Origin of the sequence: Pseudomonas sp. ES3-33, from assembly GCF_000952175.1 — a bacterium.
Classification (GTDB): Bacteria; Pseudomonadota; Gammaproteobacteria; order Pseudomonadales; family Pseudomonadaceae; genus Aquipseudomonas; species Aquipseudomonas gregormendelii.
Genome location: NZ_JZRI01000104.1, coordinates 79321 through 102323, shown reverse-complemented (window position 1 = coordinate 102323; position 23003 = coordinate 79321). Strand labels below are relative to the sequence as shown.

Sequence of the window (23003 nt, the reverse complement as noted above, 5' to 3'; positions counted from 1 at the left end):
ATCACCATAACCCAGGTACGGATATACCTGGGTTGTGCCACCGCGACGTCGAGGGCCTGCTTCAATTGCTGCCCTTCGCGACAGGCAAGAGTCGGCCAAAAGCAATGGGATGGACTCTTCCTCACTTCGGCATCTTGAGTGCCAGACTGAAGGTGCGAACCACAGTCAGCTGGCCTAAACGGACGCTGCCTGCACGCGGGTTTGCCCGTAGAGCTCAACCGTCGCCGCCGAGCCACAGCGCAGGATGTAGCGTCTCGGGTAACTGGATCACGGCCTCGCGGTGCCCTGAATGGGCAACGCGTACCACCATTTGTCCCGCGCAAACCATGTCTTGCGTGAGGAAACAGGGTGAAGGAAAAAAAGGCTGCAGGTGCAGCCTCAAGGATGGGGGGGCAGAGATGACTAAGCATCACTCATGTTTTCTTATAGAGCGTAGCTTTGTCGGCCAGGCAACAAGATCAATCGACTACATGGAACCTGGGTAGCATCCATTTCCAACGAATGGCGGCAATACGGCTGACAAAAACGAACGCAATGGCGATTGCAGACGCCACTTCAAGAGAAATCTGAAAATCCAACAGCGTGATGTAGGCGACTGCACCCAAAATACTGATGGATGCATAAACCTCACGTTTAAACACCAACGGTATTTCGTTACACAACACATCACGCATCACACCCCCGGCGACTGCGGTAGCTACACCCATGATCACTGCGATGCTGGGGGGGAGGTTTTGCTGAAGAGCCATATCTGTTCCTCTGACCGTAAATACAGCCAATCCAAATGCATCGGCTACCAACAACACCCTCTCGTTGAAGGTTTTCAAGGTCCTCGCCCAAATCATGGTTCCTAGCGAAGCACTAACCCCTACCAAAAAGCCATTCTCATTGGAAACCCATTCGATCGGATAATGTGCCATCAGTACGTCACGCAAGGCACCGCCGCCTAAAGCGGTGACTAAACTGATGGTGATCACACCGAACCAGTCCAACGATTTTCGCCCTGCCATCAGGGTGCCAGTCACTGCGAAGGCTGCAACGCCTGACAACTCACAGTAATAAATCACCCAACCAGCGTGGTAAACCTTCATTTACGGAACCAGCCTGTACTGCAAATGGGAGAAGTTCTTGAAATGAAGCACCCTCAAAGACTCACATTTAGGTCTAATCACATTATCATAGCATGATAATAAAATCATAACTGAGGCGAGCGATGAATACAGGGCAATAGACACAGCCGCGTATCGTCATGAGGGTTATCCACTTGGAAAAACCACTGTCGAATCAAGCGTGCGGGTCGAAACGATAGGTGACCTGGCAATGGCGTATAGCCCAGGGGTCGCGCGGCCTTGCTTGGCAATAGCCAAAAATCCGGACGACGTTTCCCAAGCCGTTGGATGGGCGCCTGCATTCGGGGGTAGCTGGAGCAGAGGCTAGATCGGCAATTGATTCGGGCGAGGCCATCTATCCCTTCATTTACCCGTTTCTGGTAAGCGTACCGTCGCCATTTTCTGATCACGGTCAATCTAGTTAACTGTCACGAACCTAATCGGTGACAAATAAATCCCCGACCATTACAATTTGATTAACATCGACCGTTTTAGGGTACTGGCAATTCCATGGAAAATAAGACTGCACGACTAACTGTGCTCATTGATCCCGTCAAGAAAAAAGCGCTTGAAGAGCTGTGCGCGTCTCAGGATCTGACGCCCTCTCAGGTCGTTCGTCAGCTTATTCGGGACTATCTGGAGACGCATGGCGTGTCCTACGCCACCAAAAGCAAAACTGCGGCCAATGGTAAGTGATTCATCTGCGCCTGAGCGGGCACGACGAATGCCTGCTCATCGCTCCTTCTACTCTCTTGCACCTATCTCTAGCCCTGTGGCTCGGAGTAGCTGCCCAGTGCACCACTGAAGTCAGCATGATAATGCTGTGAGCCGAGTGCCTGAAGAACCCCTGCCTTGTCGAGCTTGCCAAGGACTTTTTCGTTGGCTTCACACAACTTCACGACAATGCTGCGTTTACGCACTGCTCAATAACTTCGAGCAGAGTGATCAACGTGACGGCGTGCGCAAAACCCGCAATGGGGCTGTTGCCGCCGTTGCGGATGTCGGTCGCAGTTCGAGCGATCGCGCCTGTCGCAGCAAAGCCACCCAACAGAGGAGTGACCAGGCTGGCAATGCCTTGTCCGATTAACTCCTGATTGGAGTCATGTTTGGTGCCGGCCATCCCGTCGGCGACAGCAGCAGACAACAGCGACCCGATCGCCCCCAGCATCGCGATCGCGAACGCAGGACCAATCAATTCAATGATCTGCGGCAGCGTTATTTCAGGAAGGCCAATTTTGGGCAGTCCTTGAGGAATCGGCAAGCCCAAAAAGTCTTTCCACTGCCCGACCCAAATGATCACGCCGATGCCGGCGGTGAACCCAACGATCACGGGATCGGGAATGAACTTGATAAGTGCGCCAAGCTTGGTGATGCCGGCAGTAACAATATTGCACCCGCCATCATTGTCGCGATCTGCAAGCCATCAATGCCGTACTTGGCTGTCACGCTGGCCAAAATGACGATGAACGCCTCAGTAGGGCCGGCAATCTGTAGTCGACTCCCGCCGAAAAGCGAAACCAATAAGCCACCAACAATTGCCGTGTAGATTCCTTGCTCCGGCTTGACGCCCGGGGCGATGGCAAACGCCATGGCCAAGGGTAACGCCACGACGCCGACTATGACCCCCGAGACGATATTTCGGAGCCAGTGCTTGCGCCCCTAGCAAGCCCGCTTTCCAAGCTTCTCGTATGGCAATCATGACTAGCCTCACGCTGGCGGCATGTGCATACTATTCACACGTAGTGATAATACCAAAGCAATTGGCCTAGCCTCGTACGACACCAGCGACCCTGTAGATACAGTGTCGAGAGCGCAGCAACATATGCCCGGAGACCCCGAATGAAACGCGAAGACGTCAAAACCAAACACGGTGAAGGCATGCACTTCGACACGCATGTGATAGTCAACCCGGCCAATACACACGAGTGGATCATTCTTTTTAAAAAGGAAGCCGGGAGAAGCTATTTTCTGGTCAATGACAATGAGGAAATTGAGTCATTTGGACACCTCGATGAACTGATCCGCGAGCTTCGAGAGCTGGGTATCAAGTCCGCCGAAGTTCATTTTTGATTGTTCCACCCAAGGCGTTCGATCATGTCAGTAAAGGTTGATCATGGCCTCCTCCCCTTTCGCTCCCCGCTATTTTGATCCGCTACACCGCGCTCATCCGCGCCACTCGTTCACCCCATGACTTGAGTGTCTGACGCGCAGGGCATTCGAGCGCGCAAAAAAAATGGCCACACAAGGTGGCCTAAGACGGGTTCAAGCATAGGAGGATCTCTATTGACCAATAGATACAGGCCCACCCTGAAGTCTTAGGGCCAATAGAGTGGGTCCGCTGGCTGATAAACCCCTTCATCAGCAGCGCGCAACTGACAATTTGATCCTGGTCTGTGGATCAGGACCTCGTTGCCTATAATTATAATAGTGTTAGCATGTGATTGTAATCAACATCTAATTAGGTGCTCGCATGACTACCGACTTCAAGAAGGCTGCACTGGATTACCACGAATTCCCAATCCCAGGAAAAATCAGCATCGCGCTGACCAAGCCTGCCGACACAGCCGCCCAGCTCGCACTGGCCTACAGCCCAGGCGTAGCGGAGCCCGTACGCGAAATTGCGAAGAATCCAGAGAACGCTTACCGCTTCACCGGTAAAGGCAATCTGGTGGCCGTGATCACCAACGGCACGGCCATTCTGGGCCTCGGCAATCTAGGCCCCTTGGCCAGCAAGCCGGTAATGGAAGGCAAAGCATTGCTGTTCAAGCGTTTCGCCGGAATCGATTCGATCGATATCGAAGTCAATGCCGAGAGCTCCCAGGCCTTTATCGAGACCGTCGTGCGCATTGCCGACACCTTTGGTGGCATCAACCTGGAAGACATCAAAGCGCCTGAGTGTTTTGAAATCGAAGAAGCACTGATCGAACAGTGCAGCATCCCAGTCTTCCATGACGACCAACACGGTACGGCCATCGTCACTGCCGCCGGCATGCTCAATGCACTTGAGATTCAGGGCAAAACCCTGGGTAATGCGAGAATTGTTTGCCTCGGCGCCGGTGCAGCTGCCACTGCTTGCATGCGCCTGCTGCTTAGTCTCGGCGCTCAAAAAAGCAACCTATACATGGTCGATCGTGTCGGTGTTATCCACTCCGCTCGGGAAGGCCTCAATCAATACAAAGCACAGTTCGTTAACGACGGTGGCCCTCGTACGCTGATGGAAGCCATGACCGGTGCTGACGTGTTTGTCGGCCTGTCTGGAGCCAATCTCCTCCCGGCAGAAGCATTGGCAGCGATGGCACCTAACCCGATCGTGTTTGCCTGCTCGAACCCGGACCCTGAAATCAGCTACGAGCTGGCCATGGCCACACGTGATGACCTGATCATGGCGACCGGTCGCTCTGATTACCCTAACCAGGTCAATAACGTTCTGGGCTTTCCGTTCATTTTCCGCGGGACGCTGGATGTTCGCGCAACCCGGATCAACGAAGCGATGAAAATTGCGGCAGTGGAAGCACTGCGCCAATTGGCCAAAGAGCCGACACCGGTGCAAGTGCTGCAAGCATTCAACGTCGATAAACTTGAGTTTGGCCGCGATTACATCCTCCCCAAAGCGCTCGATGCTCGCCTGCTCGGAGCAATAGCCGGTGCAGTGGCCAAGGCCGCTATCGACACCGGCGTTGCGAAGCTGCATTACCCGGCGCACTACCCGCTTTAAGCTGACGTCAATCATGCAGAAGTGCAGCAGCTACAAGACCTTTTTCACGGTTGGCAGCTGTTGCACCCCGGGTTATCCAGCCGCTGCACCTCCTGAATATCGACAGTCCGCCATTTTGCAAAATTACCCGCTTTTGGCCTATCGCCAAGTGAAGCTATCGCGATCCCCGGCAGGCAATCAGCACGCAGGTTTGCCATCCCAGGCAGTCCTGATCACCGATCAGAAGAAACGGCAGCCATCGGCTTCAACACTCAACGCGCAGCTCCGTCCAAATCGCGAGGACCAGGTGATATCAGATATACATAATCGGTTGGCTTTTTTGCTCCTCATCTGCTTGAGACAAGGGTGAATAAATGCCGATCAAATATGTCAGGAGTCTCACCGGGCGAAGGCGTACCACCGCCGCAAACCGACATCTTGGCTTCTCCTTGGCCTTCGTCGCGGGAGCAATCAACGCTGGCGGTTTCCTGGCAGTGCATCAGTACACCTCACACATGACGGGCATCGTCTCTTCGATGGCAGACAACAGTGTGCTGGGAGCCTACGACCTGGTACTTAGTGGCGCCGGCGCATTGTTGTCTTTTCTGGTTGGGGCTGCGTGCTCTGCGGTCATGGTCAATTACTCCCGACGCAGACGGATGCACAGTGAGTTTGCAGTGCCACTTTTGGTCGAGGCCTTTCTGCTTATCTGCTTTGGCTTTCTGGGCGCCCAACTATCCACAGTGAATGGTTTGTTCGTGTCAGTCACCGTGATGCTCCTGTGCTTCATCATGGGGCTACAAAACGCGGTGATCACCAAAATTTCAAAAGCCGAAATCCGAACGACACACATCACCGGCATCATCACGGACATCGGAATTGAGCTGGGAAAACTCCTCTACTGGAATGCCGCCAGCACATCGACACACCCAAAAGTTCTCGCCAATCGGACCCGGCTCAAAATACTGATACTGCTGGCGCTGAGTTTTTTCTTCGGCGGCGTGATGGGGGCATTTGGGTTCAAGCACATTGGTTACATCTCAACGGTACCGCTCGCGATGGTTCTGGTGACGCTGGCAATCGTGCCTGCCTTTGATGACGCCAGGCTTTTTGTCCGCCGCGCCATGCGAAAGTGAGCCAATGACTTTTGCTGAGCGCGCCCACCGCAAACATTAACATTATATGTTAATGTTATGCGCGTATTCGGTGGAGCAGTGACAGCACGCTTGATCCGGTAGCTCGCCCCGTAACAGCAGCATCCTCGAGTAGTTCTGTGCGGCGCGAGATCTGACATCCGTCTCAGGATGACCGTCATTTGATCCGCGATGACCTGCGCAGTCACGGCGCGGAGGATGAAACACAGCACACTGGCGCGGTGAAAGCCGTCAGACAGTCAATGCCTATCAGCAGACTCGTGACACCAGTCTCAATGACCCAATCAATACAGCAGGCTGACAAAGCTCTGTTAAGGAAGAGACCATGAGCAGAACAATCGCAATCATCAAGGGCGACGGCATCGGCCCCGAGATCATGCAAGCGACGCTACGCGTACTCGACGCCCTTGACTGCAATCTTCGCTACGACTTCGTTGAGGCCGGCCTGGAGGCGTTGCAGCAACATGGACAGCTGATGCCACCCGCCTCTATCGATACGATCGCCAAACATGGCATCGCACTTAAAGGCCCTCTGACGACACCGATTGGCCGTGGGTTCTCATCGATCAACGTTCACCTTCGCCGCCATTTCGATCTCTACGCCAATGTTCGACCAGCGATCAGTTTCCCGGGAACCCGTTCGCGCTTCGAAGATATCGACATCATCACAGTGCGCGAAAATACCGAGGGGGCTTACTTACCCGAAGGACAGAGTATTTCAGAAGACGGCGAAGTCGCTTTGGCGAGCATCCGCGTAACACGCACCGCCTCCGAACGCATCGTGCGATACGCGTTCGAGCTGGCTCGTAGCAAAGGCCGCAAGAAAGTTACCGCGGTGCACAAGGCCAACATCATAAAGTCTTGCTCCGGTTTGTTTCTTGAGGTTGCGCGCGAGGTCGCTGCGGATTATCCGGAAATCGAATTCCACGAAATGATCGTCGACAACGCCTGTATGCAGTTGGTAATGAACCCCCATCAATTCGATGTCATTGTCACCACCAACCTGTTTGGTGACATCCTTTCAGACTTGTGCGCAGGCCTGGTGGGTGGATTGGGCTTGGCGCCCGGGTCTAACATCGGCGCCGATGCGGCCATCTTCGAAGCGGTCCACGGTTCGGCACCGGACATCGCTGGCAAGAATATCGCAAACCCTTGTGCATTGTTGTTGGCTGCCGCGGACATGCTTGATTATATGGGCATGGTGGACAAGGGGACACGCATTCGTACCGCTATCCGCGTTGTTTTGAAAACCGCCTGCGATCAGGTGACACCGGATATGGGGGGAACCGGAACGACTGAGTCCTTCGCTGACGCCTTGGTGGCCTACTTGCGTGACTAGATAGACGTAATCGCCAGCTCAGTCAGAGCTGGCGTTTTTATATCCTGCGCTACGCCTACCGCCCCTCTTTGATTGAAGAGAAATCAAAATGCCCAAGAGGGGTAGGTCTTTACCCATCAGCACCGACTACAGGCAAAATTACCCACGAATCACTGGCGCCCCTTCGCAACAGGAAGACAGGCAACCCGATTAAAAAACCTCCTGGTGCTCCTCTGATTGGAACTTATAACTCGTCGAGTCTTGCACCACCCTCAAGCAGGGAATCTTGTTATTTTTTTTATGTTTCAATCTTTATAATAAAACAAGGGCAACACATTTAATTACTTACTGCAGTTTCTGTCGCCGGTTGCCGGCACTGCATACGGGTATATATGTGGAGCTTCTATACGCTCTTTCAGCTTTGCCGCATAGTCCTTTGCACCCTGCTCATTGCGGAACTGAATTCGCCGGACACCTACACACACGGACCATAGATCTTCACTCTGACTAGACAGATGTTCGACCCTGACAGACATGACGACACTCCAAGAAAAAAAATTCAAAAATGAATTTCAGCCACCTTGATACCGATTTCACGCAGCTCATGAATCAAATCATCAAGGTGTCGGAAGGGTTCAATTTCTTCATTGTCATTGACCAGGAAAAAGCTTCTTCCTGCTTCCTTTTTAAAGAATGCGATCCACTCCTGGGTGTTGGCCGGATTGGCAATTAAATGGGTGTCAAACTGAATGCCTTCAGCGTGTTTGATTTTTACGTCCTCACGTTTCATGCAGCTCTCCAAGCGCTCACATCTTTCTGTTCTCATGCGTGATTTGCCTCCCGGCAGTTGAGCAAAGCCGTCGCTCCCGCCTGAGGCAAGGTCGAGCAGATTGCCTTTCTATTATCACCGTATGATAATATTATGCACATATGAACCCCCGGAGGCTAGTCATGAACAAAACCACCGATCTCTATGAGGTACGCCGGCCTGAGCGCTGCCACCCAATTCTTTGTCTTTGAAAGCCCACAACCTTGCGGGTAAGCGTCAAGTGATAAAGCTCTGACGGCCAGATCGAGGACATAGCCGAACCCAAAAAGCTCTCACGATCAGCAATGAGCTATCAGCTCCACACCCTGGAGGTAATTGCCTGTACGGGTTCATAGTGACTTACTTCACCGTGATGATTGCACCTTCAAGTGCACATAGGACGTCATTTTAAAAGACATGAGATGAGTCCCTCGCCACAACGGATCGCCTTTGCTTTTGATTTACCGCGTACGGTTTCTGAATTTTAAGGACGAAAGTCATCATGCGAAAAACAGAAATTAAAATGTGTGTCCCGCTCAATGTGCCGACACTAGAGCCCGGGCAGCGATTGTTGGTTTGCCTTGAGCAATGCGTCGTCGTCCAGCAGCGAGAAACAAAAATCTATCAGGTTGTTTTTGACTGCAAAGCACCTAAAACAACACGAATTCTTTGGACAGAGGACGAGTGGATTTTCATCGGCAGGCACAAGCAAAATGCTGAAAAAGATCCTTTGCTGGCTACATTTGTATCAACACTAAAAACTGAGTAGAGGGTTTCCTACATAATGTTAAAAATAACTATCAGTGTAGGGCATTAACTGCTTAAAGACGCTTAACGCTGATTACTTGCAGGGGCGTACTTTAAATATTCTCTCGAATCAAGCCCGTGGCCATTGATCACCAACAATGGAACTCCCATGGAGCGCTCATAATCTGCGCGAAGCGCGAAGAAGCTGTCCTCCGCCCGGCCGTCGAGCAGCGGCATCGGGTCAGTTTCTGTGCATATAGAAAAGCTGCCCATGTCTCACACGCCAGCTTTGGCGCCTGGCAGCTTGCCCCATGGATAACCGCAAACCTGCAGGGCTGATACGAGCATCATCATGTGGTTTGGGAATGACGATCGGTATCGCTCTAATGCAGCTGACTGTCGATCCATTGCCCAGCCGCCACCATCGCCTCGGCCAGCGCACTGGGGCCGAGAAAGCCATCAGATGCTGGGGTGTAAAGCTGTATGGATATCGTGAAGTTTCCACCTAGAGCCAGTGGTTTTGTGGGGGTAAAAACAATCAAAAATAAAAAAGGGTCGCGAGATAAAATCTCGCAACCCTTTGAATTATATGGTCGGGACGGAGTGATTCGAACACTCTACCCCTAGCACCCCATGCTGGGGACTGTACCCGCCTAACTTATTGATTTAAAACGGATAAGTCCCGTTTCTAGGGTGGCAAAACATCAGCTTTTTTGTGCTTATGCAAACGGTAACCCGTGGCCTGCAGCGGAGGTTTTGCGCAAGCTCACCTGCAGCTGGCGGGAATTTTGTTGACGTCCGCACCTCCAATTTTCAGGGCGCATTACCCTGCTGTTTTGGGGCGGCGCCACACCTCTCACAAGATATATTTCTCACTTCACGCATGTCGGTCGCCGACTTATCGCCGAATTTTAGTAGCAAGCGATTGAGAGACTACGATTCAGGTCGATACCGCTCGGGTCTGTAAACACAGCTAAGCAAATCTAGCACCCGTTTCCCACGTCAATACCCCACGTCTATAGACAAGCGCGGGGCGTGACAACGAGCAGGGCTAATGTTTCGGGGTGTTTTCACTATTGGACCAGTTCAACAAGCCGTGGGTGAAACCATAACTCGCGACCTGATAATAAGTGACCGCACGCACGATGAGTGGGTCTTCGAGTTGAACAGTCACCTCTTGACTGGCACCCAGCGCGTCATCGTGTCGACGTAACGTTGCCCGCGGGCTAAGAATCGCCAGGTCTTTACCATCAAACAGACCTAGATGCTGGTAGTTACCTACCAGTACGCGGGGCGGCAAGGTGGAAGGTTGAAGCAAATCACGACCGAAAAAAGTCGATTCGTAGCTTAGGTTCAATAGGCCGAGCAGAGTAGGAGCCAGGTCGATCTGGCTCGCCAGCTGGCCGTCTTCACGAGCAGGAACAAGCTTTGGCGCATAAATAAACAGGGGGATCTGGTAGTTACGAATCGGCAAATCTTCCTTGCCCGCGCTGCCAGCGGTGTGGTCCGCGACAAAGACGAAAATGGTGTCGTCGAACCAAGGCTTTTTTCGCGCGGCTTGAAGAAACTGGCCAATTGCATAGTCAGTGTATTTCACCGCGCCGTCGCGCCCATCACCGGATGGAATATCGATCTTGCCTTCAGGGTAAGTGTAGGGACGATGATTGGAGGTGGTCATCAATTGCAGCAAGAAAGGTTTGCTGTTGGCGAAGTTTTCGTCTGCCAGCTTCAGCGTCTGCTGGTAGAGGTCTTCATCAGCCATACCCCAGGCATTTTTGAAATGGATATCAGCTTCATCAATACTAGACTGATCGACAACCCGATAACCATTGCCGCCGAAGAACGCATTCATATTGTCGAAGTAACCACGGCCGCCGTACACGAACACGCTGTCGTAGCCGACGTGATTGAGCTGTTGGCCCAGGCTGGCGAAACCGCTTTCACGCCCTACCCGCTTGACGATCGAGCGCCCCGGCGTAGGAGGGATAGACAACGTAATGGCTTCCAGGCCGCGGTCTGTTCTGGTGCCAGTTGCATAAAAGTTGTTGAAGTACAGGCTCTCTTTGCGCAGCTGGTCGAGGTTGGGCGTCAGTTTTCCGGGGTTGCCGTTGCTGCCCATGTACTTGGCGCTGAAGCTTTCGATAGTCACCAGAATAATGTTATGGGGCTGGGGCTTTTCGCCCTGGCTCACGGTACGGCGAACATTCAGCGAATCTCTACCGATGAACTGAACATTGTCTTCCGCCAATTCCTTACGAATGTGCTGGCCAACTTCACTGTCAGGCAACGTGCCGTAAAACTGAGCGTAGTCTAGTTCGTTATTGCGAAATGCGGCGAAAAACTGGTACGGGCCATTACTGGCGAGTTCATGTTGATAAGCATTGCCGCCTTTCCCCCGCGGGGTGTCCTGGTCAACGGCCAACAGTACAACAGCACTCAAAGCCAGTATTGCTGAAATACTAAGCAAGCGTTGGCGCCAGGAAGGCAACGGGGCAGCAATCACCCGTTGTAGAGGTTTGTGCAGAGCCATACAGATGACAACCGCGATTACCGCCAGGCCGCCAAGTAATTTGCCGATGGGGTAGGACTCCAGGATGTTGTTCAGCACCTCGTCGGAGTACACCAGATAGTCCACGGCGATAAAATTGAAGCGTACGCCGAACTCGTCCCAGAACAGAAATTCTGCCACCGAAGTAAACAACATGGCAAAGACGCTGAGCGTCAGCAGCCCCTGCAAAAACCACGAGTGCGCTCGTGAACGCCATAACGACGGCGGGCAAAGCAACACATACAGGCTCATGGGCAAGGCTGCATATAGCAAAAAGCTCAGGTCGTATAAAAGGCCGATACCAAAGATCGACGCGAATGCGGTACCCGCTTCTGAAAGATGAGTGACGAGCAACACCAGGCGGGTGAGAGAAAAAATCACTAGCCACAGGCTGGTGATCAATAGCAGGAAACGCAGAGGGGCTGAAGCAGGTAACCGCATGAGAAACTCCTTGTTGTAATCCCTCCTTGTTGAAATTTGTTGTGGCTATTGGCTGACAAGTCAGTGCATGAGGACATTCATGTCTTCGGATGCAGAGAGCCGCCACTCATTTGGAGGGGCGATGACTCTATACTGAAAATCAGAAAAATTTCGTTAAAAGCAGCGAAAGGTTACAAATCAAAGCTGATGGAAAGAAAGAGTGATTTATAACCGTTTTTTTGACGTTTTTTTCTCATTTTGCTCCCTACATTCTCCGCACTTCCAAACATGCAAATGATTCGCGTTGAATGCCAGCGAGTCCTCCGCGTGAATTCTAAAAAGAGCCAGGAGCTGCAACAGCATGATTTCCCCTATTCCCTCATTCCTCAAAACTGCTTTGCTGGCCACCGCGCTGGTGGGCATTGGTCAAGTTCAAGCGGCAGAGACTGATGGCATTGTGGTCTACAATGCGCAACACGAAAGCCTGACCAAAGCTTGGATTGACGGTTTCACCAAGGAAAAAGGGATCAAAGTCACGGTGCGCAATGGTGACGATACCGAAATGAGCAACCAGCTGGTGCAGGAAGGCGTGGCGTCGCCAGCTGATGTGTTCCTGACCGAGAACTCCCCGGCCATGGTCCTGGTAGACAACGCGGGGCTGTTCGCCCCGGTAGCTCCGGCTACCCTGGAGCAGGTCGGCGCAACGTACCGGCCGGCGCATGGCAAATGGGTGGGGATCGCGGCGCGATCTACCGTGTTTGTCTACAACCCGAGCAAACTGGCGCAAGCCCAATTGCCAGAATCCCTGATGGAGCTTGCCGATCCGAAATGGAAAGGTCGCTGGGCCACCTCGCCGGCCGGTGCGGACTTCCAGGCCATTGTCGCCGCTGTGCTGGAAATCAAAGGCGAAGCCGCCACCTTGGAGTGGCTCAAAGCGATGAAAACGAACTCTACGGCTTACCGTGGCAACAGTGCGGTGCTCAAAGCGGTCAACGCCGGGCAAATCGACAGCGGCGTGATCTATCACTATTACAGCTTCGGCGATCAGGCCAAGACCGGCGAAAACAGTAAGAACACCGCCCTGCACTACTTCAAACACAAGGATCCGGGCGCATTTGTCAGCGTCTCGGGTGGCGGCGTATTAGCCTCCAGTAAACATCAGGAACAAGCCCAGGCGTTCCTGCAATGGATTACTGGTAAAGACGGTCAAGAGGTGCTCAAGACCGGTAAGTCGTTTGAATACGCGGTCGGAACAAATGCCGAATCCAACCCGAAACTGGTGCCCCTGCAGCAGCTCGACGCACCGACCGTCGACGCGTCGAAACTCAACAGCAAAAAAGCTGTGGAACTGATGACTCAGGCAGGACTGCTTTAATTGAAACCTGAAGAGCTATCGATGGCTCTCCCAACGGCGGTATCGCCAAATTTGCGCCGGCGCTCACGGGGACTCTTCCCCGGGCGCTGGAACGGTTGGGTGGTCAGCCTGGCGGTACTGGTATCGCTGTTGGCGTTACTGCCGATTGGCTTCATCGTTGCAGTATCGTTTCAAACCGGATGGGCAACACTCGTACCGCTGATGTTCAGGCCGCGCGTTGGCGAGTTGTTGATCAACACTGTGCTGCTGGTGGTGATCACGATTCCCTTGTGCGTCACACTCGGTGTGGCACTGGCCTGGCTCACCGAGCGCACCGATTTGCCCGGACGACGCGGGTGGTCATTATTGGCGACTGCACCGCTGGCTGTGCCTGCCTTCGTACACAGCTATGCGTGGGTCAGCCTGGTCCCGCCGATTCACGGGCTGCCTGGGGCAGTGCTGGTTTCTGTGATCGCCTACTTCCCGTTCCTGTACTTGCCGGTTGCCGCAACGCTTCGTCGACTCGATCCGGCCATCGAAGACGTTGCCGAATCGCTCGGTCTTAAACCCAGGGCGACATTTTTCCGCGTGGTGCTTCCACAGCTGCGCCTGGCCATCTGCGGCGGCGCCTTGTTAGTGGGCCTGCACCTGTTGGCCGAATATGGTTTGTACGCGATGATCCGCTTCGACACTTTCACCACGGCAATTTTCGATCAATTCAAGTCCACCTTCAACGGACCTGCCGCCAACATGCTGGCCAGTGTGCTCGCGCTGTGTTGCCTGGTGATGTTGACCTCCGAATCCGCCGCTCGCGGCACGGCGCGTTATGCACGGGTCGGGGCGGGCAGCGCGCGCGAGCAGCGGGTGGTGCACCTGAAACCCAAAGCCAGCCTCTTCGCGCTGACGTTGCTGGTTGCCACCTGCGCGCTGGCCCTAGGCGTGCCACTGCTCACCTTGGGTGATTGGCTGATCGCTGGCGGCACGCAAGTCTGGCAGATGGCGGATCTACTGCCGGCACTGCAGCAGACCGTGATGTTGGGTGTCGCGGGCGCCGTCCTCACCACCTGCGCTGCCATCCCGATTGCCTGGCTGTCGACGCGCTCTCCGGGCCGGTTGCAACGCATTCTGGAAGGCTGCAACTACATCACCAGTTCGTTGCCAGGGATAGTCGTGGCCCTGGCGCTGGTGACCGTTACCATTCATTTCGCCCGGCCCGTTTACCAGACGGCAATCACCGTGTTGCTCGCCTATCTACTGATGTTTTTGCCCCGCGCGCTGGTGAGTCTGCGAGCCGGCATTGCACAAGCACCGGTCGAGCTGGAAAACATCGCCCGCAGCCTCGGCCGCTCTCCCGGCCGAGCGCTGTGGCTGACCACCTTGCGACTGGCCGCACCGGGTGCTGCCGCGGGCGCCGCACTAGTGTTTTTGGCAATCACCAACGAGCTGACCGCCACCTTGTTACTCGCCCCAAACGGAACCCGCACCCTGGCCACCGGATTCTGGGCTCTCACCAGTGAGATCGACTACGCCTCCGCAGCGCCCTACGCCTTGTTGATGATCCTGCTATCGCTTCCGTTAACCGGGCTTCTTTATTACCAATCCAAACGAACGGCTGGTCGATGAACGCTCTTGAAATCCATTGCATTTCCAAGTCGTATGGCGCCCATCAAGCGCTGCAGAGCATCAATCTGTCGGTGCCGATGGGCAGTCGAACGGTGATCGTCGGTCCGTCCGGCTCCGGCAAGACCACCCTGCTTCGGATGATCGCCGGCTTCGAATTGCCCGACACTGGCCGTTTGTCATTCAATGGCCAAACACTCGTCGACGAGACCCATGAAGTGCCTGCGCATCAGCGCTTGATTGGCTATGTACCCCAGGACGGGGCGCTGTTCCCGCACATGACGGTGGCCGCCAACATCGGGTTCGGGCTCTCGGGTACGCGCGCAGAAAAACACGAGCGAATTGCCGAATTGATGGACAGCGTGGCGCTGGATGCGAACATGACCAACCGTTGGCCCCATGAGCTCTCGGGGGGTCAGCAACAGCGCGTGGCACTGGCGCGAGCCTTGGCACAGCAACCACGGCTGATGTTGCTGGACGAGCCGTTTTCCGCCCTCGATACCGGCCTGCGGGCTACCATGCGCAAATTGGTCGGGCGGCTGCTGGCCGACGCTGGCGTCACTACCATCCTGGTCACCCATGACCAGAGCGAGGCATTGTCGTTCGCCGACCAGCTGGCGGTAATGCGCCAGGGCCGGCTGGTGCAGTCTGGCGATCCGCAAGATCTGTACCGCTACCCCGAAGATGAACACACCGCACTGTTTCTCGGCGAAGCCGTGGTCATGCCCGCCAGAATCGAGGCGGGCTGGGCGCATTGTGACTTGGGCCGGGTACTGGTCAACAACCACCGGAACAACAGTTCAGCGAGGATTATGCTGCGCCCCGAACAACTGCATCTGGTTGACGCCCACTCCACCCCCGGCGGGGCCAATGGATGTCGCGCCGTTGTGACCGAGCGCGACTTCAGCGGCAATTCCTGCACCCTGACGGTAGAGCTTCAGGCATCGGGTGAGGGCGACCTGCCAGGTCGATCCCTGATGGTGCGCAGTACGGGCCTGTACGCACCGCCCGCCGGCAGTGTGGTACATGTCTCGGCCAAAGGACATGCGCATGTCCTGAGCCGGTCATGATCTCGATACGCGGGCTTACCGACATGATGTATCAACCGCCTGGTTTGTCTAACTTTATTAATCGCCTGAAGGCTATGCCATGAACATTTTGATTATTGAGGACAATCACGACATTCATGACAACCTGATGGAGTTCTTCGCGCTCAAGGGGCATGACGTCGAAGGAGCGCTTGATGGACTCAGCGGGCTTCATCTGGCCGCTTCGAAAAACTTCGATGCGATTGTTCTGGATGTCATGCTTCCGGGCATCGATGGTAATCAGATTTGCAGAAGCCTGCGTCAGAACTCAAAAACTGACATTGCGATCATAATGTTAAGTGCGCGTGATCAACTGGAAGATCGTTTGCTCGGTTTCAAAGTAGGAGCGGATGACTATGTAACCAAGCCTTTTGCCATGTCCGAAATCCTTGCGAGAATCGAAACAATAGTAACGCGGCGCGTTGGCAAGGTTAATCGGACCATTGTTGTCGCCGATCTGCTGTTCGATCTGGATACCATGCAGATTTCCCGCGCCGGAACAACCATCAAGCTGAACCCTACCTGCATGAAGCTGTTGGAAACGCTCATGCGCAGAAGCCCGCACGTTGTCAAACGGACCGAACTGGAAGACATCATCTGGGGAGGACATCGCACCAACAGCGACAGCCTTCGCAGTCACATTCACATGTTGAGACGGGCTCTGGATAAGGTCTTCGACGAACCACTGCTGCAGACTGTGCATGGGATCGGGTACAAGCTGTGCGCTTTGAACAATACGCATCAATAGTCCTCAAGGCGACCCGCATCTCCTCAGGCTCATCTAAGTTTCACCAGGTAACTTCTGTTGTGCGCAAATTCCGCGCTGCTCAGCAGAGGGTATCGGCAGATGAAATCCGCAACAGCGGGCTGGCTCAACAAGGTTCCGCAGGTGACCCTGTCATTCTGGATGATCAAGATCCTGTCCACGACCGTGGGGGAAACAGGTGCCGATTTTCTAACCGTCGATGCCGGTTTCGGCGTGGGAGCGACCAGCATCGGTATGGGAGTGTTGCTGGCAGTCGCACTGTTCTGGCAAATGCGCACCAGGGCCTTCACGCCCTGGATCTATTGGCTGACGGTGGTACTGGTGAGCATCGTCGGCACCCAGATCACCGACATTCTGACCGATATATTGGACGTGAGCCTATACGCCAGCACGGCCGTATTTTCCATCTTGCTGGCTATCAACTTCCTGGTCTGGTACCGGGTGGAACACAGCCTGTCGATACGCGAAATTGTCACCCCGCGACGGGAGTTGTTCTACTGGGCGACAGTGCTCTGCACCTTTGCCCTTGGCACTGCTGCCGGTGACCTGGCTACCGAAGCGCTGGGCCTGGGATTTACCCTCGGCGCCGTGATTTTCGCTGTCCTGATCGCCACCGCCTTGATGGCCTGGCGCATGGGCTGCAGCAGCGTACTGACGTTCTGGATCGCCTACATCCTTACTCGTCCATTTGGCGCCTCCCTCGGCGACCTGCTGACCCAGGCCAAGACCTATGGGGGCCTCGGAATGGGTGCCACCTGGACCAGCGCGATCTTCCTGTGCGTGATTGTCATGCTGGTTGCCGTAGCGCAAATCAGCGTCGTCAACCGTAAAGCCGCCATTCAGTAAACATCCCGAAGCCACTCAAGGAACCGTCATGGGCCAGATTCAGACCATCATTCGTCACATAGCCATCGTTGCGTCCATCTTTTTGCTCGGCATTGCCGCCGGTTGCTCGAAGCCCGCAGACAAACCCAATACGGGCGCATCGTCAGGCCCGGTCACTTCACAACCTCAATCGGGCTCCAAACTGGGCGACCTTTCCGAGTTCCGCACTATTGCAACCGACGTTTCCACCCTCGTGGATGAAAATGACCTGACGGGCGCCAGAGCTCGGATCAAATCTCTGGAGACCGCCTGGGACTCCGCCGAAGCAGGGATCAAACCCCGTGCGGCAGGCGACTGGCATGTGGTGGACAAGGCGATCGACCACGCACTCGATGCCTTGCGCGCCAAAGATCCGCAGCAGAGCGAATGCAAGGCCCGAATGAAGGAACTGCTGAGCGCATTCGATTCAATGAAAAGCCAGGCATGAGTTCGATGCAGCGCTGACATGGCGTCGGACAAACGCTTGAGCAAGTGCTTCAATACAAGCGCGACGACCAAAGCCGTCGCGTTTTTTTCGGGAGCGGGTAATGCGGATTTTGCTGGTCGAAGACGACCCGATGATCGGAGATGCAGTCCAAGGCGCGCTGAACGATGCGAGTTATGCCACTGACTGGGTGAATGACGGTCTCACCGCGCTTGCAACATTGGACACCCAACACTATGACCTGGTGCTGCTGGACCTCGGATTGCCCGGCAAAGATGGGTTGGATGTACTCGACAGCATCCGCGCGCGTAACAACGCAGTGCCACTGCTGATCATAAGCGCGAGGGATGGCCTGGGTGATCGCCTGCGAGGGCTCGACGGCGGCGCCGATGACTACCTGCTCAAACCCTTCGCCATGGCGGAACTTCTGGCCCGGACACGCGCAGTATTGCGCCGTAAGGGTGGCAATGCCCTGTCCCTGCTGGACAACGGCGTGGTGACGCTGGACCTGATTTCCAAAGAAGCCACCGTGGAAGGCAGTCCCGCAATGCAGCTTTCCAGTCGCGAATTCGCCTTGCTGCAGGCACTGATGATCCGCCCTGGCGCAATTCTCTCGCGCAGTGAACTCGAAGACCGCCTTTATGGCTGGGGCAACGAGGTAGAAAGCAACGCGGTGGAATTCCTGATTCACGCCTTGCGACGCAAGCTGGGCAGCCATGTAATCAAGAACGTCAGAGGTCTGGGATGGATGGTTTTAAAAAACGGTTGAGCGATTCGGTTCAATTGCGCTTGTCCATGACGCTGTCTCTGGCCATCCTCATCGTTGCATTGATGGCTGGGATTTTTGCGTTCGTTTCAGCGATCAATGAAGCTCACGAAATGCAGGACGATACCTTGCGTCAGGTGGCCGTCCTGTTTGATCGGCAGCAGATGACCTTGCACTATTCTGCGGCTCAGGAAGTTGATGGCGACAACGAGGAATCCAGGGTCATCGTGCAGTATCTGGCTGACGGCAGCCAAGCCATCGGCCACGATGATAGTTTGATGCCATTACCTTTCCCCACAACTCTCGCCGATGGCCTGTCGACTCAGAATGTCGCGGGCGAAGATTTTCGTGTATTGGTCAGAACCACAGCCCGCGGTGACCGTATCGTGGTCGCCCAAGAAACCGATTCGCGCAATAAAGAGGCTCGCGAGAGCGCCTGGCGTAGTTCGCTACCTTTTCTCATCCTATTCCCCGTGTTACTGCTGGTGGTCGGCGATCTGGTGCGCAAACTGTTCCGGCCCATAGCCACCCTCTCGGCTGAAATCGATCAACGCGATGACCAGGCCCTCTACCCAGTGGATGAGCGCCATTTACCGACCGAGATCCGTCCTTTCGTCATTGCCATCAATCGCTTGCTTGCACGTGTTGCGTTGTCCAGGGAAAACCAGCGACGCTTCATTGCAGACGCTGCACACGAACTGCGTTCGCCCATGGCCGCCCTGTCCCTGCAAGCCGAACGGCTGGCTGCCACGCAGATGCCGGAACCTGCTCGTCAGCGCCTGCTACCGCTATCCCGGGGAATAGAGCGCAGCAGAAATCTGATCCATCAGTTGCTGACTCTTGCAGCCGCGCAATCAAATACTGAGCGGCTACAGTCTGCCATTTCAGTCCATGCGGTCTACCGACGAGTGCTAGAGGATTTACTGCCGTTGGCAGAACGTAAACACATCGATATCGGCGTGGAAAGTATCGAAGATGTACAGGTCATCATCAACGAAATGGACTTGTTGGTTCTGGTTAAAAATCTGGTGGAGAACGCGATCCGCTATACCCCCCCGGGAGGACGGATTGACCTTTCGGTTGATCGGGTACAAGAGACTACAATCTTGCAGGTAAAAGATTCGGGCCCGGGGATCCCGGTAGATGTGCGCAAGCGAGTGTTCGATCCGTTTTACCGCAGTTTGGGAACCGATGAAGCAGGTTCGGGGCTGGGCCTGTCGATCGTCAAGGCGATAGCGGAGCGCACCGGAATATCCGTTCAGCTAGGTTTCTCGGACGAAACGCAGAATAGCGGTTTGTGTGTTTCGATACGCTTGCAAAAAGCGAATTCTGCGGACCCTGCGCAGGGCTGAGTTGCACTCCCTGGGAGCGCGGGACACTACGACCACTTCACCTTCAGGCTTTCTTCAATGGGCACGTCGTTATTTTCATCGTGGGTATTCTGGGCAATGCTGTCAGCACTGTTCGCTGCAATGACGGCTATTTTTGGCAAGATTGGCATTGTTGGAATCAACTCTGACTTCGCCACCCTGATACGCACCGTAGTGGTTTTACTCAGCTTGGCGCTGATCGTGTACGCGACCGGACAATACCAGGCCCTTGGCACGATATCGGCGCGCAGCTATGTGTTCCTGGTCCTGTCTGGCTTGGCGACTGGGGCCTCGTGGGTATGTTACTACCGCGCTCTGCAGCTCGGACAAGCATCCCTGGTTGCCCCGGTAGACAAACTCAGCGTTGTACTTGTCTCCATACTGGGAGTGACACTACTGGGAGAAAAGCTCGATGTTCGCCAATGGATTGGCATCAGCTTGATAACCGTCGGTGTGGTAATGCTTGCATGGCGTCGATAGCCGGTAGCGGTGCTTCAGTATTGGTGGAGTGATTGCCATGGCGCCGGTGGTGGAACATCAAGGCTGGAATCTGCAACTACGCTGTCTCCATTGATTAATTTATTCCTCGTTTTGCTCTCTCTCATAGCCAACGAACGCCAATAGGATCGCCATGAGACTTCCAGACTTAATCTCCGACAACCTTGAGCTTATTTTGCAAGCTTGGTAGTCGTTTGCTAGGTCGGTCGACACTGAGATGCCGACGATGGATTCGAAAGGTCTGAGAAATCATGCCAAGAATATCCTGCGGGCGGTGGCGCTCGATATGCGTTCGTCTCAAACCGAGCTACAGCAGATCGATAAGTCTCACGGTCTTGGCGCTTTTGTCGATCAAGAATCGGCGCCGGAAAGCCACGCGCTGACACGCTTGATTGCGGGCTTTACGTTAGACCAGATGGTTTCTGAGTACCGTGCTCTTAGGTCGAGCGTGCTGAGACTTTGGCCTCAGGGCACATCTTTGAAAAAGATGTGTTGGCCGAGCTTCAGGGTTTGCTTGGCACCCTTCGCCCAAGCCGGCGGTTTCGTCATTGTGGTTGCGTAGTAGTGAGTCGACCCGCCGGTGGGGTCTGGCACCTTGCCCGCGATGACCTGGTCAGCAGCGATCCTTGCCTGAGCCAACTCGCGGAACGGGATCGGCTTCGCGCCGCTCAGGTACGCATAATTGGGGTCGTTTTTGTTCCAGCAGCTGAACTGGTACGGTTTCTGGCAAACCCCAGCGTAGCCCTCCCCCCACCACGACTTGGCTTTGCCATCGTTGACGCGGTTTCGGATGGTCCACGCCACAGCAATTTGTCCAGCGAGACTTTCGCCGCGTGCCTCGCCCCACAGTGTTCGAGCCAGGATGTCGCGATCGTTCTCAGTTGCAGTCATAACTTTCCTCCAGACGAAAAAAAGCCCGCACGGGGCGGGCGCGAATCACGTGCTCCTGTCAGCTGGCAGGCGAATCCGGAACGATCTGCACCGGCTTCGAAGTGACGGTTACCTTCGCGGTGTAGGTGTTGATCAGTTGAGCCGTGCGAACGACTGCCTGAGGTTGCGTTGTCACAATTTCCCGCGCATGGGCATCTGCCTCGTCGACGGTCGCGAATTCCATCTGGTGAATTGGATCGAAGTTATTGCTGGTGTTGATAACGATAAAGGACATGGGGAATCTCCGGTTTTCAAAATTTGGGTAAAAATAAACCCGCTCGATGGCGGGTGATGGGTATTGCAGGGGTGTTACTGGGTATCGGAAGCCATGGCCTCGGGATCGGCCGGGATGCCAGGCATGACGGGTTCAAGTGGCCAGAGAGGTGCAGCAGGCCAAGTGGACTGTGTGGCGACCTTGCCCAAGGCGAACTTGTAGCCCTTCCACGCTTTAAGGCTGAGCTGCAGCGCGGCTTGTTCGGCCTCGTCCTCTTCGCTCGCCTCGCCGGCCTCGATGCCGTAGCTGAGCGTTTCTACTCGATCCAGAATCCGGGCTATAAAAACTGCAGCGCTGCTGCTGCGTGCGACAAGCTCTGCGGCGGCGCTGGCCACCGGATCAACAACCACAGGTTCGACAACGGGTGGAATAACAACAATTTCCTCAACCTCAACATGTAACGTGATGCTGTGCTGTAGGTTCGCCGGCTGGCCATCCACCGCAATATCAACGGTCAACACTTGGTCGGCGTAACTGATAGCAACGCTCGCGTTGTTATCCATCTGGTTTACGACGTATCCCCAGCCCAAAGGAGGCGGGGCCATACCGAGTGTTCCGAAGACCAAATATTTCCCTGTTGATGGGTGTTCTGTGGTTATCGTGGAGACACCAAGGGAAGTTACATCAATGACACTTCCGTCAAATCCTAAAATATTTAATGCGGCGCGAGTGGTCATTTAATAATTCCTCAATTAGATGGCCTTTAATGTGCCGTCAGCAGCTCGGGTTGTATTGCCTGTGTGATAAATAATATTAAACGCTGCAGTCGCGTAGTCGCCCGACCTGAAACCAATAATGTTTCCTGGCGAGATCCCCATCATAATTTGACTGCCCAGCGTCGATCCCGGATACGCGAGGTCTAACCTCGTCCCGTAACTTAAACCAGGTAGATTCGACACATACTGAGTGGATGGCGTTACAATCTTACACTGAGTAACAAATTCATTCATTGTTGTGGAAATAGCTGGTGCGGCTGAACCAATCCCGAAAGCCCCAACCGCCATCACATTACCAAGCGCTGTACCTATGTTTGCATTTGCTGCCGAGCCTAGCTGTGCATCGCGGGCGTACAGCTCATCAAAATTCTGCTGAGCCTTTGTGAACGCGGTGCGTGGCGTATCACCGCCAACGCCAGTAGGCGCAGCGCCTAATAATATTGTCTGCTTAGCCATTATGCCTCCCTTGAATTAGTAGTAAAGAATCTGCAAAGCACAACGTTATACTTAAATT

The 23003-nt window shown here is 54.5% G+C and carries 22 protein-coding genes and 2 pseudogenes; 15 read left to right on the top strand and 9 right to left on the bottom strand.

What is annotated here, in order from left to right:
• Window positions 1–204: 204 nt before the first annotated feature.
• Window positions 205–328: pseudogene (locus UB23_RS30835) on the bottom strand (efflux RND transporter periplasmic adaptor subunit); the annotation flags it as partial.
• Between the two features lie 130 nt (window positions 329–458).
• Window positions 459–1091 carry a trimeric intracellular cation channel family protein gene (locus tag UB23_RS18205; protein WP_045060688.1) on the bottom strand — a complete coding sequence of 211 codons (633 nt, stop codon included), beginning with the start codon at window positions 1089–1091 and terminating at the stop codon, window positions 459–461.
• Window positions 1092–1619: 528 nt separating this feature from the next.
• On the opposite strand from UB23_RS18205, the gene UB23_RS18200 reads away from it, so the two are divergent.
• The gene (locus UB23_RS18200) at window positions 1620–1805 is read left to right on the top strand and encodes a ribbon-helix-helix protein, CopG family (protein ID WP_045060687.1); all 186 of its coding nucleotides are present in this window, start codon (window positions 1620–1622) and stop codon (window positions 1803–1805) included.
• A gap of 238 nt (window positions 1806–2043) precedes the next feature.
• On the opposite strand, the pseudogene UB23_RS18195 reads toward UB23_RS18200, so the two are convergent.
• A pseudogene (locus UB23_RS18195) lies at window positions 2044–2808 on the bottom strand (SulP family inorganic anion transporter); the annotation flags it as partial.
• Window positions 2809–2948: 140 nt separating this feature from the next.
• Here UB23_RS18195 and UB23_RS18190 point away from each other — a divergent pair.
• From UB23_RS18190 to UB23_RS18175, 4 genes are all read left to right on the top strand, one after another.
• Window positions 2949–3179, top strand: a complete 231-nt coding sequence (locus UB23_RS18190; protein WP_045060686.1) for a hypothetical protein — start codon at window positions 2949–2951, stop codon at window positions 3177–3179.
• 400 nt (window positions 3180–3579) lie between these two features.
• Entirely contained in the window at window positions 3580–4824 is a 1245-nt protein-coding gene (locus UB23_RS18185) for a malic enzyme-like NAD(P)-binding protein (RefSeq protein WP_045060685.1), read from the top strand.
• 353 nt (window positions 4825–5177) lie between these two features.
• On the top strand, window positions 5178–5939 hold the full coding sequence (locus tag UB23_RS18180; RefSeq protein ID WP_045060684.1) for a YoaK family protein: 762 nt from the start codon (window positions 5178–5180) through the stop codon (window positions 5937–5939).
• A gap of 343 nt (window positions 5940–6282) precedes the next feature.
• Complete coding sequence (locus UB23_RS18175; protein WP_045060683.1) at window positions 6283–7296, top strand: isocitrate dehydrogenase; 1014 nt, start codon at window positions 6283–6285, stop codon at window positions 7294–7296.
• A 538-nt stretch (window positions 7297–7834) separates the two neighbouring features.
• Here the strand turns inward: UB23_RS18175 and UB23_RS18170 are convergent.
• Window positions 7835–8065, bottom strand: a complete 231-nt coding sequence (locus UB23_RS18170; RefSeq protein WP_045060682.1) for a hypothetical protein — start codon at window positions 8063–8065, stop codon at window positions 7835–7837.
• Between the two features lie 520 nt (window positions 8066–8585).
• On the opposite strand from UB23_RS18170, the gene UB23_RS29485 reads away from it, so the two are divergent.
• A complete protein-coding gene (locus UB23_RS29485; RefSeq protein ID WP_149658773.1) occupies window positions 8586–8852 on the top strand; it encodes a hypothetical protein in 267 nt (88 codons plus the stop codon).
• Between the two features lie 1029 nt (window positions 8853–9881).
• On the opposite strand, the gene UB23_RS18160 is transcribed toward UB23_RS29485, so the two are convergent.
• Window positions 9882–11819, bottom strand: a complete 1938-nt coding sequence (locus UB23_RS18160; protein WP_045060680.1) for an LTA synthase family protein — start codon at window positions 11817–11819, stop codon at window positions 9882–9884.
• Between the two features lie 340 nt (window positions 11820–12159).
• On the opposite strand from UB23_RS18160, the gene UB23_RS18155 reads away from it, so the two are divergent.
• The 9 genes from UB23_RS18155 (at window position 12160) to UB23_RS18115 (ending at window position 20551) form a co-directional block, all read left to right on the top strand.
• Window positions 12160–13173, top strand: coding sequence for an iron ABC transporter substrate-binding protein (locus UB23_RS18155; protein ID WP_045060679.1), 1014 nt, complete (start codon window positions 12160–12162; stop codon window positions 13171–13173).
• Window positions 13174–13194: 21 nt separating this feature from the next.
• Window positions 13195–14775, top strand: coding sequence for an ABC transporter permease (locus UB23_RS18150; protein WP_045060678.1), 1581 nt, complete (start codon window positions 13195–13197; stop codon window positions 14773–14775).
• Window positions 14772–15842, top strand: a complete 1071-nt coding sequence (locus UB23_RS18145) for an ABC transporter ATP-binding protein (RefSeq protein ID WP_045060677.1) — start codon at window positions 14772–14774, stop codon at window positions 15840–15842. Before UB23_RS18150 ends, UB23_RS18145 begins: the two co-directional genes overlap by 4 nt.
• 79 nt (window positions 15843–15921) lie before the next feature.
• A complete protein-coding gene (locus UB23_RS18140) occupies window positions 15922–16608 on the top strand; it encodes a response regulator transcription factor (RefSeq protein WP_045060676.1) in 687 nt (228 codons plus the stop codon).
• 99 nt (window positions 16609–16707) lie between these two features.
• The gene (locus tag UB23_RS18135; protein ID WP_045060675.1) at window positions 16708–17472 is read left to right on the top strand and encodes a COG4705 family protein; all 765 of its coding nucleotides are present in this window, start codon (window positions 16708–16710) and stop codon (window positions 17470–17472) included.
• Between the two features lie 28 nt (window positions 17473–17500).
• On the top strand, window positions 17501–17938 hold the full coding sequence (locus tag UB23_RS18130) for a hypothetical protein (RefSeq protein WP_045060674.1): 438 nt from the start codon (window positions 17501–17503) through the stop codon (window positions 17936–17938).
• A 100-nt stretch (window positions 17939–18038) separates the two neighbouring features.
• The gene (locus UB23_RS18125) at window positions 18039–18704 is read left to right on the top strand and encodes a response regulator (RefSeq protein ID WP_045060673.1); all 666 of its coding nucleotides are present in this window, start codon (window positions 18039–18041) and stop codon (window positions 18702–18704) included.
• Entirely contained in the window at window positions 18680–20053 is a 1374-nt protein-coding gene (locus UB23_RS18120) for an ATP-binding protein (RefSeq protein WP_045060672.1), read from the top strand. Before UB23_RS18125 ends, UB23_RS18120 begins: the two co-directional genes overlap by 25 nt.
• A gap of 57 nt (window positions 20054–20110) precedes the next feature.
• Window positions 20111–20551 carry an EamA family transporter gene (locus UB23_RS18115; protein WP_045060671.1) on the top strand — a complete coding sequence of 147 codons (441 nt, stop codon included), beginning with the start codon at window positions 20111–20113 and terminating at the stop codon, window positions 20549–20551.
• Window positions 20552–21034: 483 nt separating this feature from the next.
• On the opposite strand, the gene UB23_RS18110 is transcribed toward UB23_RS18115, so the two are convergent.
• The 4 genes from UB23_RS18110 to UB23_RS18095 all read right to left on the bottom strand — a co-directional run bounded on the left by UB23_RS18110 (window position 21035) and on the right by UB23_RS18095 (window position 22945).
• On the bottom strand, window positions 21035–21460 hold the full coding sequence (locus UB23_RS18110) for a cell wall hydrolase (RefSeq protein ID WP_045060670.1): 426 nt from the start codon (window positions 21458–21460) through the stop codon (window positions 21035–21037).
• Window positions 21461–21518: 58 nt separating this feature from the next.
• Window positions 21519–21734 carry a hypothetical protein gene (locus UB23_RS18105; protein WP_045060669.1) on the bottom strand — a complete coding sequence of 72 codons (216 nt, stop codon included), beginning with the start codon at window positions 21732–21734 and terminating at the stop codon, window positions 21519–21521.
• A 74-nt stretch (window positions 21735–21808) separates the two neighbouring features.
• Window positions 21809–22450 carry a hypothetical protein gene (locus UB23_RS28035; RefSeq protein ID WP_052673003.1) on the bottom strand — a complete coding sequence of 214 codons (642 nt, stop codon included), beginning with the start codon at window positions 22448–22450 and terminating at the stop codon, window positions 21809–21811.
• A gap of 15 nt (window positions 22451–22465) precedes the next feature.
• On the bottom strand, window positions 22466–22945 hold the full coding sequence (locus UB23_RS18095; protein ID WP_045060668.1) for a hypothetical protein: 480 nt from the start codon (window positions 22943–22945) through the stop codon (window positions 22466–22468).
• Window positions 22946–23003 lie beyond the last annotated feature (58 nt).